The 17,620-nt window shown below is 72.4% G+C and carries 14 protein-coding genes; 8 read left to right on the plus strand and 6 right to left on the minus strand.

The features are described from left to right. Nucleotides 1–4 precede the first annotated feature (4 nt). Together cofD and ACGFZF_RS37020 are read left to right on the plus strand one after the other, a co-directional pair. Nucleotides 5–961: a 2-phospho-L-lactate transferase gene (cofD, locus tag ACGFZF_RS37015; protein WP_393561677.1), complete on the plus strand. Its 957-nt coding sequence runs from the start codon at nt 5–7 to the stop codon at nt 959–961. Next, nucleotides 958–2,343, plus strand: a complete 1,386-nt coding sequence (locus ACGFZF_RS37020) for a coenzyme F420-0:L-glutamate ligase (RefSeq protein WP_393561679.1) — start codon at nt 958–960, stop codon at nt 2,341–2,343. Before cofD ends, ACGFZF_RS37020 begins: the two co-directional genes overlap by 4 nt. A 91-nt stretch (nt 2,344–2,434) precedes the next feature. Here ACGFZF_RS37020 and ACGFZF_RS37025 read toward each other — a convergent pair whose 3' ends face one another. The 3 genes from ACGFZF_RS37025 to ACGFZF_RS37035 all read right to left on the minus strand — a co-directional run bounded on the left by ACGFZF_RS37025 (nt 2,435) and on the right by ACGFZF_RS37035 (nt 6,413). Next, nucleotides 2,435–3,469 carry a DNA-3-methyladenine glycosylase family protein gene (locus ACGFZF_RS37025; RefSeq protein WP_393561681.1) on the minus strand — a complete coding sequence of 345 codons (1,035 nt, stop codon included), beginning with the start codon at nt 3,467–3,469 and terminating at the stop codon, nt 2,435–2,437. A gap of 201 nt (nt 3,470–3,670) precedes the next feature. Then, nucleotides 3,671–4,753, minus strand: a complete 1,083-nt coding sequence (locus ACGFZF_RS37030) for a sugar phosphate nucleotidyltransferase (RefSeq protein WP_393561683.1) — start codon at nt 4,751–4,753, stop codon at nt 3,671–3,673. Nucleotides 4,754–4,865: 112 nt separating this feature from the next. Further along, entirely contained in the window at nt 4,866–6,413 is a 1,548-nt protein-coding gene (locus ACGFZF_RS37035) for a peptidoglycan recognition protein (protein WP_393561685.1), read from the minus strand. Nucleotides 6,414–6,550: 137 nt separating this feature from the next. Between ACGFZF_RS37035 and ACGFZF_RS37040 the strand changes: the two genes are divergently transcribed. The 4 genes from ACGFZF_RS37040 (at nt 6,551) to ACGFZF_RS37055 (ending at nt 12,548) form a co-directional block, all read left to right on the plus strand. Then, the gene (locus ACGFZF_RS37040) at nt 6,551–7,303 is read left to right on the plus strand and encodes a TIGR03089 family protein (protein ID WP_393561687.1); all 753 of its coding nucleotides are present in this window, start codon (nt 6,551–6,553) and stop codon (nt 7,301–7,303) included. A gap of 194 nt (nt 7,304–7,497) precedes the next feature. Next, nucleotides 7,498–8,724, plus strand: a complete 1,227-nt coding sequence (locus ACGFZF_RS37045; protein WP_393561689.1) for an LCP family protein — start codon at nt 7,498–7,500, stop codon at nt 8,722–8,724. Nucleotides 8,725–8,956: 232 nt separating this feature from the next. Further along, nucleotides 8,957–10,774, plus strand: a complete 1,818-nt coding sequence (locus tag ACGFZF_RS37050) for an LCP family protein (RefSeq protein WP_393561691.1) — start codon at nt 8,957–8,959, stop codon at nt 10,772–10,774. A 64-nt stretch (nt 10,775–10,838) separates the two neighbouring features. Beyond that, nucleotides 10,839–12,548 (plus strand): LCP family protein, encoded by a 1,710-nt coding sequence (locus ACGFZF_RS37055; RefSeq protein WP_393561693.1) that lies wholly within the window; start codon nt 10,839–10,841, stop codon nt 12,546–12,548. 171 nt (nt 12,549–12,719) lie between these two features. On the opposite strand, the gene ACGFZF_RS37060 is transcribed toward ACGFZF_RS37055, so the two are convergent. After that, nucleotides 12,720–13,739: a glycosyltransferase family 2 protein gene (locus ACGFZF_RS37060; protein WP_393561695.1), complete on the minus strand. Its 1,020-nt coding sequence runs from the start codon at nt 13,737–13,739 to the stop codon at nt 12,720–12,722. A 264-nt stretch (nt 13,740–14,003) separates the two neighbouring features. Between ACGFZF_RS37060 and ACGFZF_RS37065 the strand changes: the two genes are divergently transcribed. After that, nucleotides 14,004–15,374 carry an LCP family protein gene (locus tag ACGFZF_RS37065; protein ID WP_393561701.1) on the plus strand — a complete coding sequence of 457 codons (1,371 nt, stop codon included), beginning with the start codon at nt 14,004–14,006 and terminating at the stop codon, nt 15,372–15,374. A 114-nt stretch (nt 15,375–15,488) separates the two neighbouring features. Here the strand turns inward: ACGFZF_RS37065 and ACGFZF_RS37070 are convergent, their stop codons facing one another. Next, complete coding sequence (locus ACGFZF_RS37070; RefSeq protein ID WP_393561697.1) at nt 15,489–16,022, minus strand: acyl-CoA thioesterase; 534 nt, start codon at nt 16,020–16,022, stop codon at nt 15,489–15,491. A 119-nt stretch (nt 16,023–16,141) separates the two neighbouring features. Between ACGFZF_RS37070 and ACGFZF_RS37075 the strand changes: the two genes are divergently transcribed. Further along, complete coding sequence (locus ACGFZF_RS37075) at nt 16,142–17,404, plus strand: LCP family protein (protein ID WP_393561699.1); 1,263 nt, start codon at nt 16,142–16,144, stop codon at nt 17,402–17,404. A 120-nt stretch (nt 17,405–17,524) separates the two neighbouring features. Here ACGFZF_RS37075 and ACGFZF_RS37080 read toward each other — a convergent pair. Further along, nucleotides 17,525–17,620, minus strand: a 96-nt coding sequence (locus tag ACGFZF_RS37080) for an acyl-CoA dehydrogenase family protein (protein ID WP_157849844.1), incomplete at its 5' end; no start/stop codon positions are given.

Here is a 17,620-nt window from a genome sequence, read left to right on the forward strand (position 1 = left end):
GTGCATGCGCATTGTGGTTCTGGCAGGTGGCATCGGCGGTGCACGCTTCCTTCGCGGTCTCAAGCGGGCCGCACCGGACGCGGAGATCACGGTCATCGGCAACACCGGTGACGACATCCATCTCTTCGGACTCAAGGTCTGTCCCGACCTCGACACCGTGATGTACACGCTCGGCGGCGGCATCGACGAGGAGCAGGGCTGGGGCCGCGAGGGCGAGTCCTTCACGGTGAAGCAGGAGCTCGCGGAGTACGGGGTGGGGCCCGAGTGGTTCGGCCTCGGCGACCGGGACTTCGCGACGCACATCGTGCGCACCCAGATGCTGGGCGCCGGCTATCCGCTGAGCGCGGTCACCGAGGCGCTGTGCGCCCGCTGGCAGCCGGGCGTGCGGCTGCTCCCGATGTCGGACGACCGGATCGAGACGCACGTCGCCGTCGACGTGGACGGCGAGCGCCGGGCTGTGCACTTCCAGGAGTACTGGGTGAAGCTGCGCGCCTCCGTGGAGGCGCACGCGGTGGTGCCGGTCGGCGCCGAGGCCGCGAAGCCGGCCCCGGGCGTCCTGGAGGCGATCGCCGAGGCGGACGTCGTCCTGTTCCCGCCGTCCAACCCCGTCGTGTCGGTCGGCACGATCCTGGCCGTGCCGGGCATCCGCGAGGCGATCGCCGAGGCGGACGTGCCGGTGGTGGGCCTCTCCCCCATCGTCGGCGACGCGCCGGTGCGGGGCATGGCCGACAAGGTGCTGGCGGCGGTCGGCGTGGAGGCCACCGCCGCGGCCGTGGCACGGCACTACGGTTCGGGGCTGCTGGACGGCTGGCTGGTGGACACCGTCGACGAGGGCGCGGTCGCGGACGTCGAGGCGGCGGGCATCCGCTGCCGGGCGGTGCCGCTGATGATGACGGACGTGGACGCGACCGCCGCTATGGCACGCGAGGCGCTCGCGCTGGCGGCGGAGGTCCGGGGATGACGGGTCCCGCGGACGGCTCGCCGGAGGGTACGGCGGCCACCGGCCCGGGGAACCCCGTCACGGGCCCCGGCCGGGTGCCGGCGGCCGGCGACGCGTACCAGGTCCGGGCACTCGCCGGGCTGCCCGAGATACGGCCCGGAGACGATCTCGCCGAGCTGATCGCCGCGGCCGCACCCGGCCTCGAGGACGGCGACATCCTGCTCGTCACCTCCAAGATCGTGAGCAAGGCCGAGGGCAGGGTGGTCGCCGCCGACGACCGCGAGACGGCGATCGACGCCGAGACCGTGCGGGTGGTCGCCCGCCGCGGCACGCTCCGGATCGTGGAGAACCGGCAGGGCCTGGTGATGGCCGCGGCCGGAGTCGACGCCTCCAACACCCCGGCCGGAACGGTGCTCCTGCTGCCCGAGGACCCGGACGCCTCGGCCCGCGTGCTGCGCGACGGACTGCGCGACGCGCTCGGCGTCGACGTCGGGGTCGTCGTCACGGACACCTTCGGCCGCCCCTGGCGCACCGGTCTGACGGACGTCGCGATCGGCGCGGCCGGGGTGCGGGTCCTCGACGACCTGCGCGGTGGCACCGACGCGCACGGCAACCCGCTCAGCGCGACGATCGTGGCCGTCGCCGACGAGCTCGCCGCGGCCGGCGACCTGGTGAAGGGCAAGGCCTCCGGTCTGCCGGTCGCGGTCGTCCGCGGGCTCGGCCACCTCGTGGACCCCTCGGACAAGGAGGGCGCGCGGTCGCTTGTCCGGGACTCCGTCGACGACATGTTCCGGCTGGGTACCTCGGAGGCCGTACGCGAGGCGGTGACCCTGCGGCGCACCGTCCGCGCGTTCACCGGCGAGCCGGTGGACCCGGGCGCGGTACGGCGTGCCGTCGCCGCCGCCGTCACGGCACCGGCCCCGCACCACACCACGCCCTGGCGCTTCGTGCTGCTGGAGTCGGCCGGGGCCCGCACGCGGCTGCTCGACGCGATGCGGGAGGCGTGGATCGCGGACCTGCGGCGGGACGGCAGGTCGGAGGAGTCGATCGCCCGGCGCGTGCGCCGCGGCGACGTGCTGCGCAACGCGCCGTACCTGGCGGTGCCGTGCCTGGTCATGGACGGTTCGCACCACTACGGCGACGCGCGCCGGGACGCGGCCGAACGCGAGATGTTCGTGGTCGCGGCGGGCGCGGGCGTGCAGAACTTCCTGGTGGCGCTCGCCGGTGAGCGGCTCGGCTCGGCGTGGGTGTCCTCGACGATGTTCTGCCGTGAGGTCGTACGGGAGGTCCTCGAACTGCCGGCGGACTGGGACCCGATGGGCGCGGTGGCGATCGGCCATGCCGCGGAGCCGCCGAAGGAGCGGCCTGCGCGGGAGACGGCTCACTTCGTCGAGGTGCGTTGAGGCACGCAGGGCGCTGAGCGCGCCCGGGCGTCCGAGGCCGGGCCGGGTGGCCCGGCCTCGGCGTCGTTCGGGCCGGCGGGGCGGCCGCCGGTCAGAGCGCCGCGATGTCGCCCGGGGTCATCCGGGGCGCGCGGCGCGGCGGGGTCCGGCCGCTGAGCAGGACGAGCCGGGCCGCTCGGTGGCGCTGCCCCGCGTAGGGGGCCAGGAGTTCCAGCATGGCCGCGTCGTCGGCGGCGCGGTCGCCGGCCAGGGCGTAGCCCACGATGCCGGGCAGGTGGTAGTCGCCGACGGTGACGGCGTCGGGCGCCCCGTTGCTCCGCTGGATCGTCTCGGCCGAGGTCCACGGGCCGATGCCGGGGATCAACTCCAGTCGCCGCTGGGCCTGTTCGGGCTCCATCCGGGCGGCCTCCTCCATGCGGCGGGCCACCTTCGCGGCGCGCAGCACCGTGGCGGCGCGCTTGTCGTCGACGCCGGCGCGGTGCCATTCCCAGGAGGGGATCAGGGACCAGGTGCGGGCGTCGGGCATGACGTGGAGCTGCGGCGTCCCGGGGCCGGGCGCGGGTTCGCCGTAGGAGCGGACGAGGAGGCGCCAGGCGCGGTAGGCCTCGTTCGTCGTGACCTTCTGCTCCAGGATCGACGGGATCAGCGACTCCATCACCAGGCCCGTGCGGGTCAGCCGGAGGCCGGGGCGGCGGCGGTGGGTGGCGGCGAGGAGCCGGTGGCGCGGGGTGAAGGCGGCGGGCTCGTCCTCGGCGCCGAGCAGCTGCGGCAGGCCGTCGAGGAGCCAATCCGCGCCGGGTCCCCACGCCTCGGCCTCCACGACGCCTTCGCCGCGGTTCAGTGCGACGCGCAGCGTGCCGGGGCCTACGGGCGTCCGGGTGGCCCGCCAGAAGGAGCCGTCGGGGGTCGCCCGGAAGGTCGGGTCGGCGGGACCCCGGCGCAGGGGGCCGAGGACGAGGCCGAGGTCCGTGGGGGCGGCCGGTGTCCACCGGCGCGTGGTGCCGGCCGCCGTGGCCGGGGAACCGGCGGCGGGGGTGGGACCGCCCGCGGGGCGGGCGGCGGGGACGCCGATGTGGCCTCCGCGCACGGTGGTGCGGGTGGTGCGGGGAGCGAAGCGGCCGGCCATGGCTACGAGCCTAACGGGGCGGGTGCGGCCCTGTCGGGTGGCGGCGGGGTCGCGGCCGTCGCGGTGCCGGTCCGCGCGGGGGCGGCCGCTCCGGTGGGGGGCGGGCCGCGGCGGTCCGAGGGTCCGCGGCACCGACAGGGGCCACCGTCACCGGGAGTGCCGGCGGCGGTGGCCCCTGTCGGTGAGACTGACGTGGTCCCGCTACTGGTCCGAGGAGAAGCGGACCGCTCCGGCCGGCAGCTGTGCGTTGCACCACACGCGGACGCCGTCGCGCAGTTCGTTGTCCGCGCCGATGTGGGCGCCGTCGCCGATGACGGCGCCCGCCAGGACCGCGCGGGCTCCGATGCGCGCGCCGGCGCCGATCAGGGAGTCGGTGATCACCGCTCCCGGCTCGACCACGGCGCCCGCCAGGACGGTGGAGCCCGTGATGCGGGCGCCCGCGCCGATCACCGCGTCCGCGCCGACGACCGTGCCGCCCGACAGCTTGGCGTCGGCGGCCACCCGGGCCGAGGGGAGCGTCAGGCTGTCGCCGCAGCGGCCCGGGACCGCCGGCGAGGGGGCGCGGCCGAGGACCAGGTCGGCGGAGCCGCGGACGAAGGCCTGCGGGGTACCGAGGTCGAGCCAGTAGGTGGAGTCGACCATGCCCTGCAGATGCGCGCCCGTGGCCAGCAGTTCGGGGAAGGTCTCGCGTTCCACGGAGACCGGCCGGCCGGCCGGGATCGTGTCGATGACCGCGCGGCGGAAGACGTACGCCCCCGCGTTGATCTGGTCGGTCACGATCTCCTCGGGCGTCTGCGGCTTCTCCAGGAAGGCGGTGACGCGGCCGGTCGCGTCCGTCGGCACCAGGCCGAAGGCGCGCGGGTCGTCGACCCGGGTGAGGTGGAGCGAGACGTCCGCGCCCGAGGACTCGTGCGTGGCGACCAGCGCCCCGATGTCCAGGCCGGTGAGGATGTCGCCGTTGAAGATCAGGACCGGGTCGTCCGGGCCGGAGTGCAGCCGCTCGGCGACGTTGCGGATGGCGCCGCCGGTGCCGAGGGGCTCCTCCTCGGTGACGTACTCCAGGCTCAGCCCCATCGACGAGCCGTCCCCGAAGTGCGGCTCGAAGACCTCGGCCAGGTACGAGGTGGCGAGGACGATGTGCTCGACGCCGGCCGCCCGGGCCCGCGCCAGCTGGTGGGTCAGGAAGGGGACGCCTGCCGCCGGAACCATGGGCTTGGGCGTGTTGACCGTCAGGGGCCGCAGGCGCGTGCCCTTGCCACCGACCAGGAGAATTGCTTCTGTCACCTGTCGTCTCTGCTTCCTGTGCGGGGCCGGTTCCTGTTTTCGGGGCCGGTCATATCGCGCGTCCGTGCGATATGACCGGTCAGTTTATGCAGACGCTCAGGCGCCCGGTTCCTCAGCGTCGCCCCTGGTACTTCGCGGAGGTGGTCCGGGCGGTGCCGAGCTTGCTGTAGAGGCGCTTGCCGGGGCACTCCGTGGCGAACCCGTCACGGTGACCGGAGATGGTGTTGAACTTGACCTTCTTGCCCTTCTTGTAACGGTTTCCACCACCGGAGACGAGATACGTCGTGCCCTTCGGATTCACTCCGTAGAGCCCCAGCTTCCACGCCGTCAGACGCGCGACGGCGTTCACCACGGCGGCCGGCGGGGAGGCCGAACCGTAGGTGCCGAGGACGGCGATGCCCATGCTGTTGGTGTTGAAGCCGCGGGTGTGGGCGCCGAGGACGGCCTTGGCCACGCCTCCCGCACGGCCCTCGTAGATGTTTCCGCACTTGTCGACGGCGAAGTTGTAGCCGAAGTCACGCCAGCCGCTGCTCTTCACGTGGTAGCGGTAGATGCTGCGCAGGATGGACGGCGCCTGCTTGCAGGTGTAGCGGTTGCCGGTGACGGTGTGGTGGACGAAGGCCGCCTTGACCGACTTGGTGTAGACGAAACCCCGCTCCCGCAGCCTCTCGTCGGCTCCCCACCCCTTGCGGGTGATGATCTTCGGCCGGGGCCCGATGTACGGCTTCGCCGCCGCGGCGGCCAGGGTGGCCTCCGTCCCGGCCCGCGACAGGGCCGGGATCTCGGTCGCACCGGTCGGGGCGAGCCCGGTGTCCGCCGGGGAGCCGGCCGCCTCCGCGGCGGCGGACGTCCGGGTCGCCGCGCCCGCGCGGTCCTGCGGGGAGCCCGGCTCCGGTCCGGGGTCGACGAGTTCGATGCGCATCCCGGCGGGGAGCCCCGAGTCCTCGGCGGCCCGGCCCGCCGGCCGCTCCTCGCCGTCGGGGAGTTCGTACGCCTCCGACGGCTCCTCGCTGCCCGGGTACGCGTACGTCTCCGGGTGCGCGTCGGCGTCGAGGTGTCCGTACGTCGCCGGGTGCGCGTCGGCGTCGAGGTGTCCGTACGCCGCCGGCTGCTCCTCGCCGTCCGGGTACGCGTACCTCTCCGGGTGCGCGTCGGCGTCCGGCAGCCCGGGCAGCTCCGGCCGGACCCGGATCTCGACCCCGTCGGAGTCGCCGACCCACAGCGGCGCGGTGGATCCGCGGACCCCGCCGGACGCGCCCTCCGTGGTGCCGGGGTCGGCCCCGTGCTCCTCGTTGTGGGTGCCGACGGCCTGCCAGTCGGACCACAGTCCCGTTCCGGTGGCCCGGGTGCGGACCTCGACGGTGCCGTGCAGCTCCCGCCGCGCGTCGTCCCAGACGACGCCCACGAGGGAGAAGGGCCTGACGTCCCGTCGGGTCAGTCCCTGGGCCGCACCGGCGGAGGCGCCGCCCAGCGCTCGTTCACCTCCCCCCAGCGGTCCGAGCGGGAGGGACTGGGTGGAACCGGCGAGCTCCGGTTCCGCTCCCGTACTCGTCGCGGGCGGGCCGAGCGACTGGGACGCGGCCGGGGTGGCGAGGGTCAGGGGCAGGGCGAGCACCGCCGCGCAGGTGACGGCGATCGAGGAAGAGAGGTAGGCACGCATGTGGCGATCGTCCGCAGCCGCACGCCGTTTCGCATGGCGGGAGGGCGCACGGAAACTGACGGTCCGTCGGGCCGACCGGAGGACGGCGTCACCGGTACGGCGGTCTCCCGCGGTACCGCCCGCGTACCCTTGCCCGCGTGAACGCCAGCGACCGCACCCCCGCCGACCTGCTGCGATCCGCGCTCGCCGCGGACCCCGCCCGCCCCTTGGTCACCTTCTACGACGACGCCACCGGTGAGCGCGTGGAATTGTCCGTCGCCACCTTCGCCAATTGGGTGGCCAAGACCGCGAATCTCCTCCAGGGCGAGCTGTCCGCCTCGCCCGGCGACCGGCTCGCGCTGCTGCTGCCCGCGCACTGGCAGACAGCGGTGTGGCTGCTCGCCTGTTCGTCCGTCGGCGTGACCGCCGAGCTGGGCGGCGACCCGGCGGACGCGGACTACGTCGTCGCCGGCCCCGACTCCCTGGAAGCGGGCCTGGCCTGCTCGGGAGACCGGATCGCGCTCTCCCTCGCCCCGCTGGGCCGCCGCTTCCCGGCGCCGCCCGCGGGATACGCGGACTACGCGGTCGAGGTGCCGAGCCAGGGAGACCGGTTCGCCCCGTTCGTCCCCGTCGACCCGGACGCTCCGGCCCTCCTGGTCGACGGTACGGAACTGACGGGCACCCAGCTCGTCGAGCGGGCGCGCGCGGAGGCCGGGGCACTCGGCCTCGCACCCGGCGCGCGCCTGCTCTCGGGACGTTCGTACGACACGTGGGAGGGCGTCGGCGCCGGGCTCTACGCGCCGTTGGCGGCCGGCGCCTCCGTCGTGCTCTGCCGGAACCTCGGACTGCTGGCGCCCGAGGCCCTCGACAAGCGGGTGGAGAGCGAGCGCGTCACCGCGACCGTGGTGTGACCGCGACCGTGGTGTGAGGGCGACCGTGGTGTGAGGGCCCGGGGACCACTCGTACGGCGCAGCGACTCGCCGAGTCCCCGGGTCCGCGCGCCTCCTCCGGTACATGATCGGCGGTAGGAATCGCCCTCCGCACAACCAAGCGTCCGGTTCGACCGTCTACCACTGCGACCGGCGGCCGGCGCGCCGCCGACGCCATGAAGGATGGACCAGACGTGACGGACAGTGCTGGCACGCCCCCCGCACCGGACGGCCCGGCCGAGGACGGGACGCCCGGCACCGAAGGTGGCACCGGCACCGGGACCCCCGAGGAAGCTCCGCGCCGCAAGCGGCACTGGCTGCGCTGGACGGCGCTCGGGGTCGCGGTGGCCGTCCTCGCCGCCGCCGGTGTCGGCTGGTGGTTCTACCGCAAGCTGGACAACAACATCACCACCGACACCACGGCCGCGGACGAGCTGCTCCGGTACGAGAAGGAGCGCCCGACCCACGCCGCCGGCTCGGCGCAGAACATCCTGCTCATCGGTTCCGACACCCGGGCGGGCGCCGGAAACACCAAGTACGGGCAGGACAAGGGCAGCCAGCGGTCCGACACCGTGATCCTGCTGCACATCGCGGCGGGGCGCTCCAGCGTCACCGCCGTCTCCATCCCGCGGGACCTGATGGTGCAGCTGCCCAGCTGCCGCAAGCCGGACGGCACCCGCACGCGGGAGCAGTTCGCGCAGTTCAACTGGTCGTACGAGTTCGGCGGCACGGCGTGCACGATCCGCACCGTCGAGCGGATGACCAAGATCCGGATCGATCACCACATGGTGATCGACTTCCGGGGCTTCAAGAAGATGGTGGACGCGGTCGACGGGGTGCGGATCTGCCTCAAGGAGCCGATCGACGACGACGACGCCCACCTGAAGCTGCCGGCCGGGCAGCACACGCTCAACGGCGAACAGGCGCTGGGCTACGTGCGGGCCCGCAAGTCCCTCGGCAACGGCAGCGACACCGAACGCATGGACCGCCAGCAGCAGTTCCTGGGGGCACTGGTCAGCAAGGTGCAGAGCAACGGCGTCCTGCTCAACCCGGCCCGGCTCTATCCGGTGCTGGACGCGGCGACCAAGTCGATCACGACGGACCCGGGGCTGGACTCGCTGCGGGACCTGTACGACCTGGCGCGCACGATGCGGAGCGTGCCGACGGAGAAGGTGCAGTTCCTGACGGTGCCGCGACGGCCGTACACATACAACGCGAACCGGGACGAACTCGTACAGCCTGCGGCAAGTCAACTCTTCAAGCGGCTACGGGAGGACAAGCCGGTGGCGGTGACCTCGGGAAGCGAGAGGCAGGCCGCTCCCCCGCGTGCGGGCACCACCGGCCCGACGCCGGCGCCGACGTACTCGGGGCGGAACGCGGCGGAGCGTGTGTGCTCCTCGTGAGGGGTGAGTAAAGCGCAATCCAAGGGGAGGGTGATGACGTATGAGGTTTGGGCAAATTGCCCGGTTGTAAGGGGCGTGGAATTTGTCACTGGCGTCGCCCTGCGCTGAACTGGGCGGATAGTGTGACGCGACCCGGTGCGCCGACCCAGTCGTCGCGCACTCAACGGATCGAACGACCGAGCGCCGACGGGGAAGGCGCCTCGCGTGGCACCGACGGAGGATTCAAGTAACCGTGGACGCGCACAGCCGTGGACGGGCGGACGAGATCGACCCCGCCGACCAGTGGGTACTCAACCCGCAGACCGGTAACTACGAACTGCGACTGAACCACTCCGCTGGGCAGTCGGCACCCCCGTCCCGTTCGCACGGTGCCACCCCTCCGGGTCCGAGAACTCCCGGCCGGGGACGGCCCGCGGAGCCCGGCCGCACTCCCGCGCAGGGACGTGGCGCCGAGCCGGGCCGGACCGGCGAGCGGGGCAGGACCACCACGGATGCGCCCGTACCGGGGCAGCGCCGCCGCCGCGCCGCGGAGCCGGCCGGCGGTCAGCCGTCGCCGGGCCGCCGCCGGGGCAAGTCCGCCAGGTCCAAGGCGGGCAGGAAGAAGAAGGTGCTGCTGTGGACCGGCGGCACCATGGCCGTCGTCCTGGTGGCCGGCGCCACGGCCGCGTACGCGCTGTACAACCACTTCGACGGCAACCTCAAGACGATCGACGTCGGTGACGCCGCCGGCGACTCGTCGATGGACGGGCCGCTCAACATCCTGATCATCGGCAACGACGTCCGCACCGGCGAGGGCAACGAGAGCTACGGGAACAGGGACAACGTCACCGGCCACGCCGACACGACGCTCCTCTTCCACGTCTCGGAGGACCGCACCAACGCGACGGCCGTGAGCATCCCCCGGGACATGAAGATCAACATTCCGGACTGCCCCACGAAGCAGCCGGACGGTTCGACCAAGGTCATCCCCGGCTCGACGGCGAAGACGCGCTTCAACGAGTCCTTCGGCGTGAACGGCCGGGACCCGGGCTGCACGATGCGCACCGTCAAGAAGCTCACGGGCGGCGTGGAGATCAACCACTTCATGATGGTGAACTTCAACGCCGTCAAGACCCTGTCGACCGCCGTCGGCGGTGTGAAGGTCTGCCTGAACAAGCCCATCAACGACAAGTCCTACTCCAAGCTCAACCTGCCCAAGGGCGAGCACCGGATCCAGGGCGAGCAGGCGCTGGCGTTCCTCCGCAACCGGCACGGCCTCGGCAACGAGAGCGACCTGGACCGGATCAAGATGCAGCAGCAGTTCCTCGCGTCCATGATCCGGCAGCTCAAGGAGGACACGCTCGACAGCCCGACCAAGCTGTACACGGTCGCCGACGCGGCGACCAAGGCGCTCACCGTGGACCAGGGGATAGGCAGCGCCATCAAGCTGACCAGCCTGGCCAAGGAGCTCGGCAAGATCGACCTGAAGAACATCAGCTTCATGACGGTGCCGGTCAAGGACAACCCCGACGAGCCGCCGAACAAGCGGGCCACCGTCGTCCCTGACCCGGACAAGGCTCCGCAGGTGTTCGACATGATCAAGAACGACGTCTCGTTCACCGAGGTCAAGAAGAAGCAGCAGGACACGAAGAACGCCCAGGCGCAGGCCGAGGCGAAGCTGCTCCAGGGGCCGCGCGCCAAGGCCGCCGACGTCCGTGTGGACGTCTTCAACGGCAGTGGCATTCAGGGCGCGGCGCAGAAGACGATCGAATGGCTCCAGAACGACCAGGGCGTCATCAGGTCCACGAACAAGGCCAACGCCCCCGAGAAGGCGGCCAAGACGACGCTCACCTACGCACCGAACCAGGCCGACCAGGCGCGGAAGCTCGCCGACATGATGGGCCTGCCCGCCACGGCGCTGAAGCCGGGCACCGTGGACGCAGGGGAGCGTGAGCCGATGTCGCTGGTTCTCGGAGCCGATTTCAAGGGCGCGGGGGTGCCCATCACCGGTCCGGCGAAGGCGCCGGACGTCGACAAGGTGGAAGCCGACAAGACGGTGTGCGCCCAGTGACCCGGAAACTCCGGGCCGTGGCACACGCCTGAGACGAGGGGGACCAGGGGTGGGACAGAGCAGCGTGCGTAGGGAGGGGACGGGGACGCGTGGAGGCGTTCCGCCCGCCCGCGATCTGGGGTGGGACGAGAGCCTCTACGCCGACGAGGGCGGCGCGGACTCCACGGGGGACACTCGCCGGACCGACGGCGACGCCGGCGGTGGCAGCGACCGGAACTCCGGCGAAGGCCGGACGAGTCACCGGCGCAAGGGACCGCGCGGGCGGGGCAAGAAGAGCGGGAAACGCAAGATACTCCGCTGGACCGCCGCGACCCTGTCGATCCTGATACTCGTGACGGCCGGTGCCGGATACCTCTACTACCAGCACCTCAACGGCAACATCCGCGGCGGCAGCCGCGCCGGCGGCGACAGCGGCGTGAAGAAGGCCGAGCCGAACGCGCTCGGCGACACCCCGCTCAACATCCTGCTGATCGGTTCCGACAGCCGCGCCGACGCGAAGAACGTGGCGCTGGGCGGCGGCAAGAACGACCGGGACCGCAAGCCCCTCGCCGATGTCCAGATGCTGCTGCACATCTCGGCGGACCGCAAGAACGCGAGCATCATCTCCATCCCGCGCGACACGGTCGTCCCGATCCCGAAGTGCACGGCCGAGGACGGCACGCCCTACCCCGCCACGAACAACCGGCCCATCAACGAGACACTGCAGCGCGGTGGTCCGGGTTGCACCCTGACCACCTGGGAGAGCCTTGCCGGGGTCTACATCGACCACTGGATGATGGTCGACTTCGCCGGTGTGGTGTCGATGGCCGACGAGGTGGGCGGCGTCCCGGTCTGTGTGAAGACCGGGGTGTGGGACAAGTCGAACGCGGTCGTGAAGGGCGGCTCCGGGCTGAAGCTGCCGCAGGGCACCACCGAGATCAAGGGCGAGCAGGCGCTCCAGTGGCTGCGCACCCGGCACGCGTTCGGCAGCGACCAGAACCGCGCCAAGGCCCAGCACATGTACATGAACGGCATGATGAAGAGGCTCCAGGAGCAGAACGCCTGGACCGACACCGGGCGTCTCATGGGGCTGGCGGAGACCGCCACGAAGGCGCTCCAGGTCTCCGACGAGATCCGCACGGTGAAGAAGCTCTTCGACCTGTCGATGCAGCTCAAGAACGTGAAGATCGACCGGCTCACGACGGCCACGATCCCCACGGTGGCCTACCCGGCCCGCCCGAACGAGTGGCTCCAGATGGTCCCGGCGTCCGCCGACAAGATGTGGGCGATGGTCCGCGACGACGTCGCCCTCGACAAGAACGGCGACAAGGACCCCGGCAAGTCGGCGACCGCGAAGCCGAAGGGCCCGGCCGCGGCCCCGCCCGGCTCGCTCGACGTCACGGTCGTCAACGGAACCGCCACCGGCGGCCGGGCGGCCGTGGAGCGGCGGGCCAGTTCGATCGCCGCGACGCTCCAGGGCAAGGGCTTCACCGAGGCGGAGGCCTCGCGGACCCCCGAGCCCCGCACGGACTCGGTGGTCAAGTACCCGACGTCGGGCGGCGACCAGGCGAAGTCCGACGCGCAGTCCGTCGCCAAGGCCCTGGGTCTGCCCGACTCGGCGGTCCGGGCCGACGCCAAGACGGAGAACATCACGCTCGTCATCGGCGGTGACTGGCGCGAGGGCTCCACCTACAAGAAGCCGGCGCACGAGGCGGGCGACCTGCCGGACGGCGCGGACGACAAGGTGGACTGCATGGACGTCTACTCCGTCTACAAGTGGGACGGGAAGAGCTGACGGCTCCCCACCGACGACACGACGGCCGGGCCCGGAAGGGTCCGGCCGTCGCCGTCTCCGGCCGGGGCACGGACGCCCACGAGCCGTACCGGGACCGGACCGGCCGGACGCACCGCCGCCGAACACACGCCGAGGCCGGCCGTGCGACACCCCCTGAGTTCCGCCGGAGGGTCAGACCTGTGTCGTCCGCACGGCCGGGCGCCGGCTCGCGATGACCTTCCGCGCCAGGGAGCGCGGGCTCGTCAGGAAGCCGTAGCCCCAGGACATGTGCATGGTCGCCAGGGCCACCGGGATCTGCAGACGGGCCTTCGGCGACAGGCCCTTGCCGGCCGGGATCGAGCCCGCGGTGATCGCCGCGAGGTAGCCCGCCGGGAGGACGAAGCCGACGGGGGTGACCGCGAAGCCCACGATCAGGCCGGCCGCTATGGCGCACACCGCGGTCGGCGGGGCCAGGTAGCGGAGGTTGATGGAACCCTCGTGGTAGCGGGCCACCACATGGCGCCACCGGCCGTAGTCCTTGTACTGCTTGGCCAGCGCGCGCACGCTCGGGCGCGGCCGGTACTGGACGCGCAGCTCCGGCGAGAACCAGATCAGGCCGCCCGCCTCGCGAATCCGGAAGTTCAGCTCCCAGTCCTGGGCGCGGATGAACTCCTCGTTGTAGCCGCCCTGCCGCTCCAGCGCCTCGCGCCGGAAGACACCCAGGTACACGGTCTCGGCCGGGCCCGCCTCGCCGCCCGTGTGGAAGGCCGCGTTGCCGACGCCGACCTTGGAGGTCATCGCGGCGGCGACGGCCTCCTCCCAGGCGTTCTCGCCCTCGGCGTGCATGATGCCGCCGACGTTCTGCGCCCCGGTCTCCTCCAGCAGCCGGACGGCCGTCGCGATGTAGTTCGGCGACAGCATGCCGTGTCCGTCGACGCGGACCACGATCGGGTGGCGGGACGCCTTGATCGCCGCGTTCAGGGCGGCGGGCGTACGGCCCGTCGGGTTCGGGACGGTGTGGACGCGCGGGTCCTCGCGGACGAGTTCGGCGGCGATCTCGTCGGTGCGGTCCGTGGACGGCCCGAGCGCGATCACCACCTCCATCTCGCCGTCGTACTCCTGCTCAAGGATGTGGCGGACCGAGTTGCGCAGGTGCCGCTCCTCATTGAGGACCGGCATGATCACGGAGACGGGCGGCAGGGCGGAGGGCATGACTTCCTTGGGGTCCGGGGGTGGTCCCCCAGGGACAGCGGTACGCCCGCCACGTTACCGCGAATGGGGGACACGGTCGCGCGCCGCGGCGGCCGGTGCGCGCTGGCGCTGATCGTATGGGCCTACGGTGCTCACGGTTCCCTCGTCACACCGCGGAGGTGTCCCCCGGTGCCCCCACCGCCCCGCCCGCCCCGTCCTCGACCGGCCGCCGCGCGCAGCGCACCGGGCCGCCGCGTCAGACGGACCGTGCGGCCACGGTGGGGCCTGCGGATGGCGACGACCCTGTCCGTGCTGGTCCTCGGCGCGGGGGGCATCGGGCACGCCCTGGTGACCGGGCTGGACACCGGGATCGACCGGGTCGACCCCTTCAAGGACATGAAGAACCGGCCCCGGGCGGGGAACGGCATGAACGTGCTGGTCGTGGGCACCGACGGGCGCGACCGGATCACCCCCGAGGAACGGCGCGCCTACCGGCTCGGCGGGGCGCCCTGTCACTGCACCGACACGCTGATGCTCGTGCACATCTCCGAGGACCGGGAGCGGGCGAGCGTGGTGAGCCTGCCGAGGGACTCGTACGCCGAGCTGCCCGAGCACGTCGACGCGACCACGGGCAGACGGCACCACGCGCACCCGGTGAAGCTGAACGCCGCCTACGCCGAGGGCGGCCCCGGTCTGACCGTGCGCACCGTCGAGGGCATGACGGGCGTCAAGATCGACCACTATCTGGAGGTCGACTTCACCAGCTTCATGAGGACCGTCGACGCGGTCGGCGGGGTGAGGATCTGCACACCGCGCCCCATGAAGGACCCGTACACCGGCCTCGACCTGGCGGCCGGCCCCCACGATCTGAACGGCGGGCAGGCCCTCCAGTACGTGCGCTCGCGCCATGTCGACGGCGCGGCGGACATCGCGCGGATGCAGCGCCAGCAGCGCTTCCTCGCCGCGCTGATCCACCAGACGACCAGCAGCGGGGTGCTGCTCAACCCGGTGCGGTTCCGCGAGGTCGCCACGACGATGCTCAACTCGGTGCGCGCGGACCAGGGCTTCGGCTCGGAGCAGCTGCTGTCGCTCGCCAAGGCGATGCGGGGGTTCACCCCGGCCTCGTCGGAGTTCGTGTCCGTGCCGATCGGGGACATGAGCTTCCCGGTCAAGGGCATCGGCTCGACGGTCAAGTGGGACGCCTCCAAGGCGCAGCTGCTCTTCGAGGCGCTGCGCGACGACCGGCCGCTGACCCCGCGGAAGGCCGACGCCAAGCCGGCCCGGACGGTCGTGGTGGACGTGGCGCCCAAGGCGATCCGCGTGCAGGTCTACAACGCGACGCGGACGGACGGCCTGGGCCGCAAGGTGGACGACGCCCTGCGGGCCACGGGCTTCGACACCACGCGCGCCCCGCGCACCGGCGGCGGGCCGGAGCTCGGCCGGACCCGGATCGAGTACGACCCGCGCTGGGACCGCTCGGCGAAGTCGCTGGCGGCCGCGCTGCCGGGGGCGGAGCTGAAGGCGGTGAAGGGGCAGGGCGCGACGCTGCGGGTGACGGCCGGCACGGACTACCGGAGGGTGACCGCGGTGCGGGCCGAGGAGAAGCCCACGGGTCGCTTCGACGCGGTGACCGGGGACCAGGTGGCATGTCCGTGAGAAGTGTCCCGCCCGCCGGGCACCTCTCGGCGTGATCCCGGCCGCGGACCGGGCCGCGGGGTGCGCCGCCCGGGCCTCCCGGCAGCGCGCGGGGCCGGGCGGGGGTCCCGCGGCTCAGTCCTCGTAACCCTCCGCCGCGCGGCGCTCCCGCAGCTCCTTGATCGCGCGGCGGCGGGCCAGTCGGTGGGTGCGACGGATCTGGGCCTCCTGGTTGCGGCGCTTGTCCCGCTCGGTCTCGGGGACCACCGGCGGGACCACGCGCGGCTTGCCGTCCGCGTCGACCGCGGCGAAGACCAGGTAGGCCGAGCCGACCTGCTGGGCCGGGGTGGACTCGTTCCAGCGCTCGGCCATGACCCGGACGCCGACCTCCATGGAGGAGCGGCCCGTCCAGTTCACCTGGGCCTTCACATGGAGGAGGTCCCCCACCCGTACCGGCTCCAGGAACACCATCTCGTCCATGGAGGCGGTGACGGCCGGTCCGCCGGAGTGGCGTCCGGCGACGGCTCCCGCCGCGTCGTCGACGAGCTTCATGATCACGCCGCCGTGCACCGTACCCAGCAGGTTCGTGTCATGGCTCGTCATGATGTGGCTGAGGGTGGTGCGGGACGCGGAGGTGGGCTTGCCCGGAATATCGCCCTGATCTGTCATGCCCTCCACCTTATGCCGGGTACCGGTGCCGTCCCCTTTGCATCAGCTTGGCAACGGCCTCGACCCGATACTCCACCCACCCTGTCGGTGCCCCCGGAGCGGCCTGCACACTGGACCGCATGAATGACTGGCCCGATGGGCGGAGCAACGATCGCGACCGCGGCTACGGCGGCGCCGAGCCCGAGGGTGCTCGCGTGATGCGCCACGTGCAGCGCCCCCAGGTCCCCCAGCAGCCGCAGCAGCGGCCGCAGTACGACGACGGCTACGGCCGGCCCGGCGGCCAGGGGTACGACTCCGGGTACAACACGGGCCAGGTCTACGGCCAGCGCGGCTACGACGGCGGTCAGCAGCAGCCCCCGGCGGGTCCCGGCTACCCGGCCTCGCAGCCGGGCCGTCCGGCCCCCGACTGGCGGCGCCGGATCAAGATCGGCTCGATCGTGCTGGTCGTCGCGGTGCTCGGCTGGAGCATCGGGACGTACGCCTGGGCCAGTTCCCGGATGCGCAACGAGGTCGACCTCTCCAAGGTCATCGAGCGGCCGGCCGAGGGCGACTGCACGACGTACCTGATCGTCGGCTCCGACAGCCGTGAGGGCATGTCGGCCGAGGAGAAGAAGAAGCTGCACACCGGCTCGGCCGCCGGCAAGCGGACCGACTCGATGATGATCCTCGCGGCCTGCGGCAGCGGGAACACCATGATCTCGCTCCCCCGTGACTCCTGGGTCACCATCCCCTCCTTCGTGGGCTCGGAGTCCGGCAAGAAGTACGCGGCCCGCGGCGCCACCAAGCTCAACGCGGCCTACGCGATGGACGGCCCCGAGCTGCTCGTGCGCACGGTGGAGTTCAACACCGGCCTGCGCATCGACCACTACGCGGAGATCGGCTTCGCCGGCTTCGCGAACATCGTGGACGCGCTCGGCGGCGTGGACATGAACATCGAGAAGGGGTTCAAGGACAAGAACTCCGGCGCCGACTTCCAGGCCGGCGAGCAGACCCTCAACGGCGAGCAGGCCCTGGCCTTCGTCCGCACCCGGTACGCGTTCGCGCAGTCGGACCTGGCCCGGACGAAGAACCAGCAGAAGTTCCTCTCGGCCCTGGCCAACCAGGCGGCGACGCCGGGCACGATCCTCAACCCGTTCAAGCTCTACCCGACGCTGGGCGCGGGCCTGGACACCCTGATCGTGGACAAGGACATGTCGCTGTACGACCTCGGCAAGATGTTCTTCGCGATGAAGGGCATCAACGGCGGCGACGGCAAGTCGATGAACATGCCGATCTCCGGAACGGCGCCGCAGGGCTCCCTGAAGTGGGACATGCCGAAGGTGAAGCAGCTGGTGCAGCAGATCCAGAACGACGAGAAGGTGACCGTCACCTCGGACCGCTGACCGCCCGCCGGGCGCGGACGGACGACACGCGAAAGGGGCTCCCCGGGCCGGGGAGCCCCTTTCGCGTGTGCGGGGCCGGGCGGCCGGCGGGACGCCGTCGCGCCCCCGGCCACCGCTCCGCTACGGGAGGTTGCGGGCCATGACGATGCGCTGGACCTGGTTGGTGCCTTCGTAGATCTGGGTGATCTTGGCGTCGCGCATCATGCGCTCGACGGG

This window comes from Streptomyces sp. NPDC048338 (assembly GCF_043201055.1).
GTDB lineage: Bacteria > Actinomycetota > Actinomycetes > Streptomycetales > Streptomycetaceae > Streptomyces.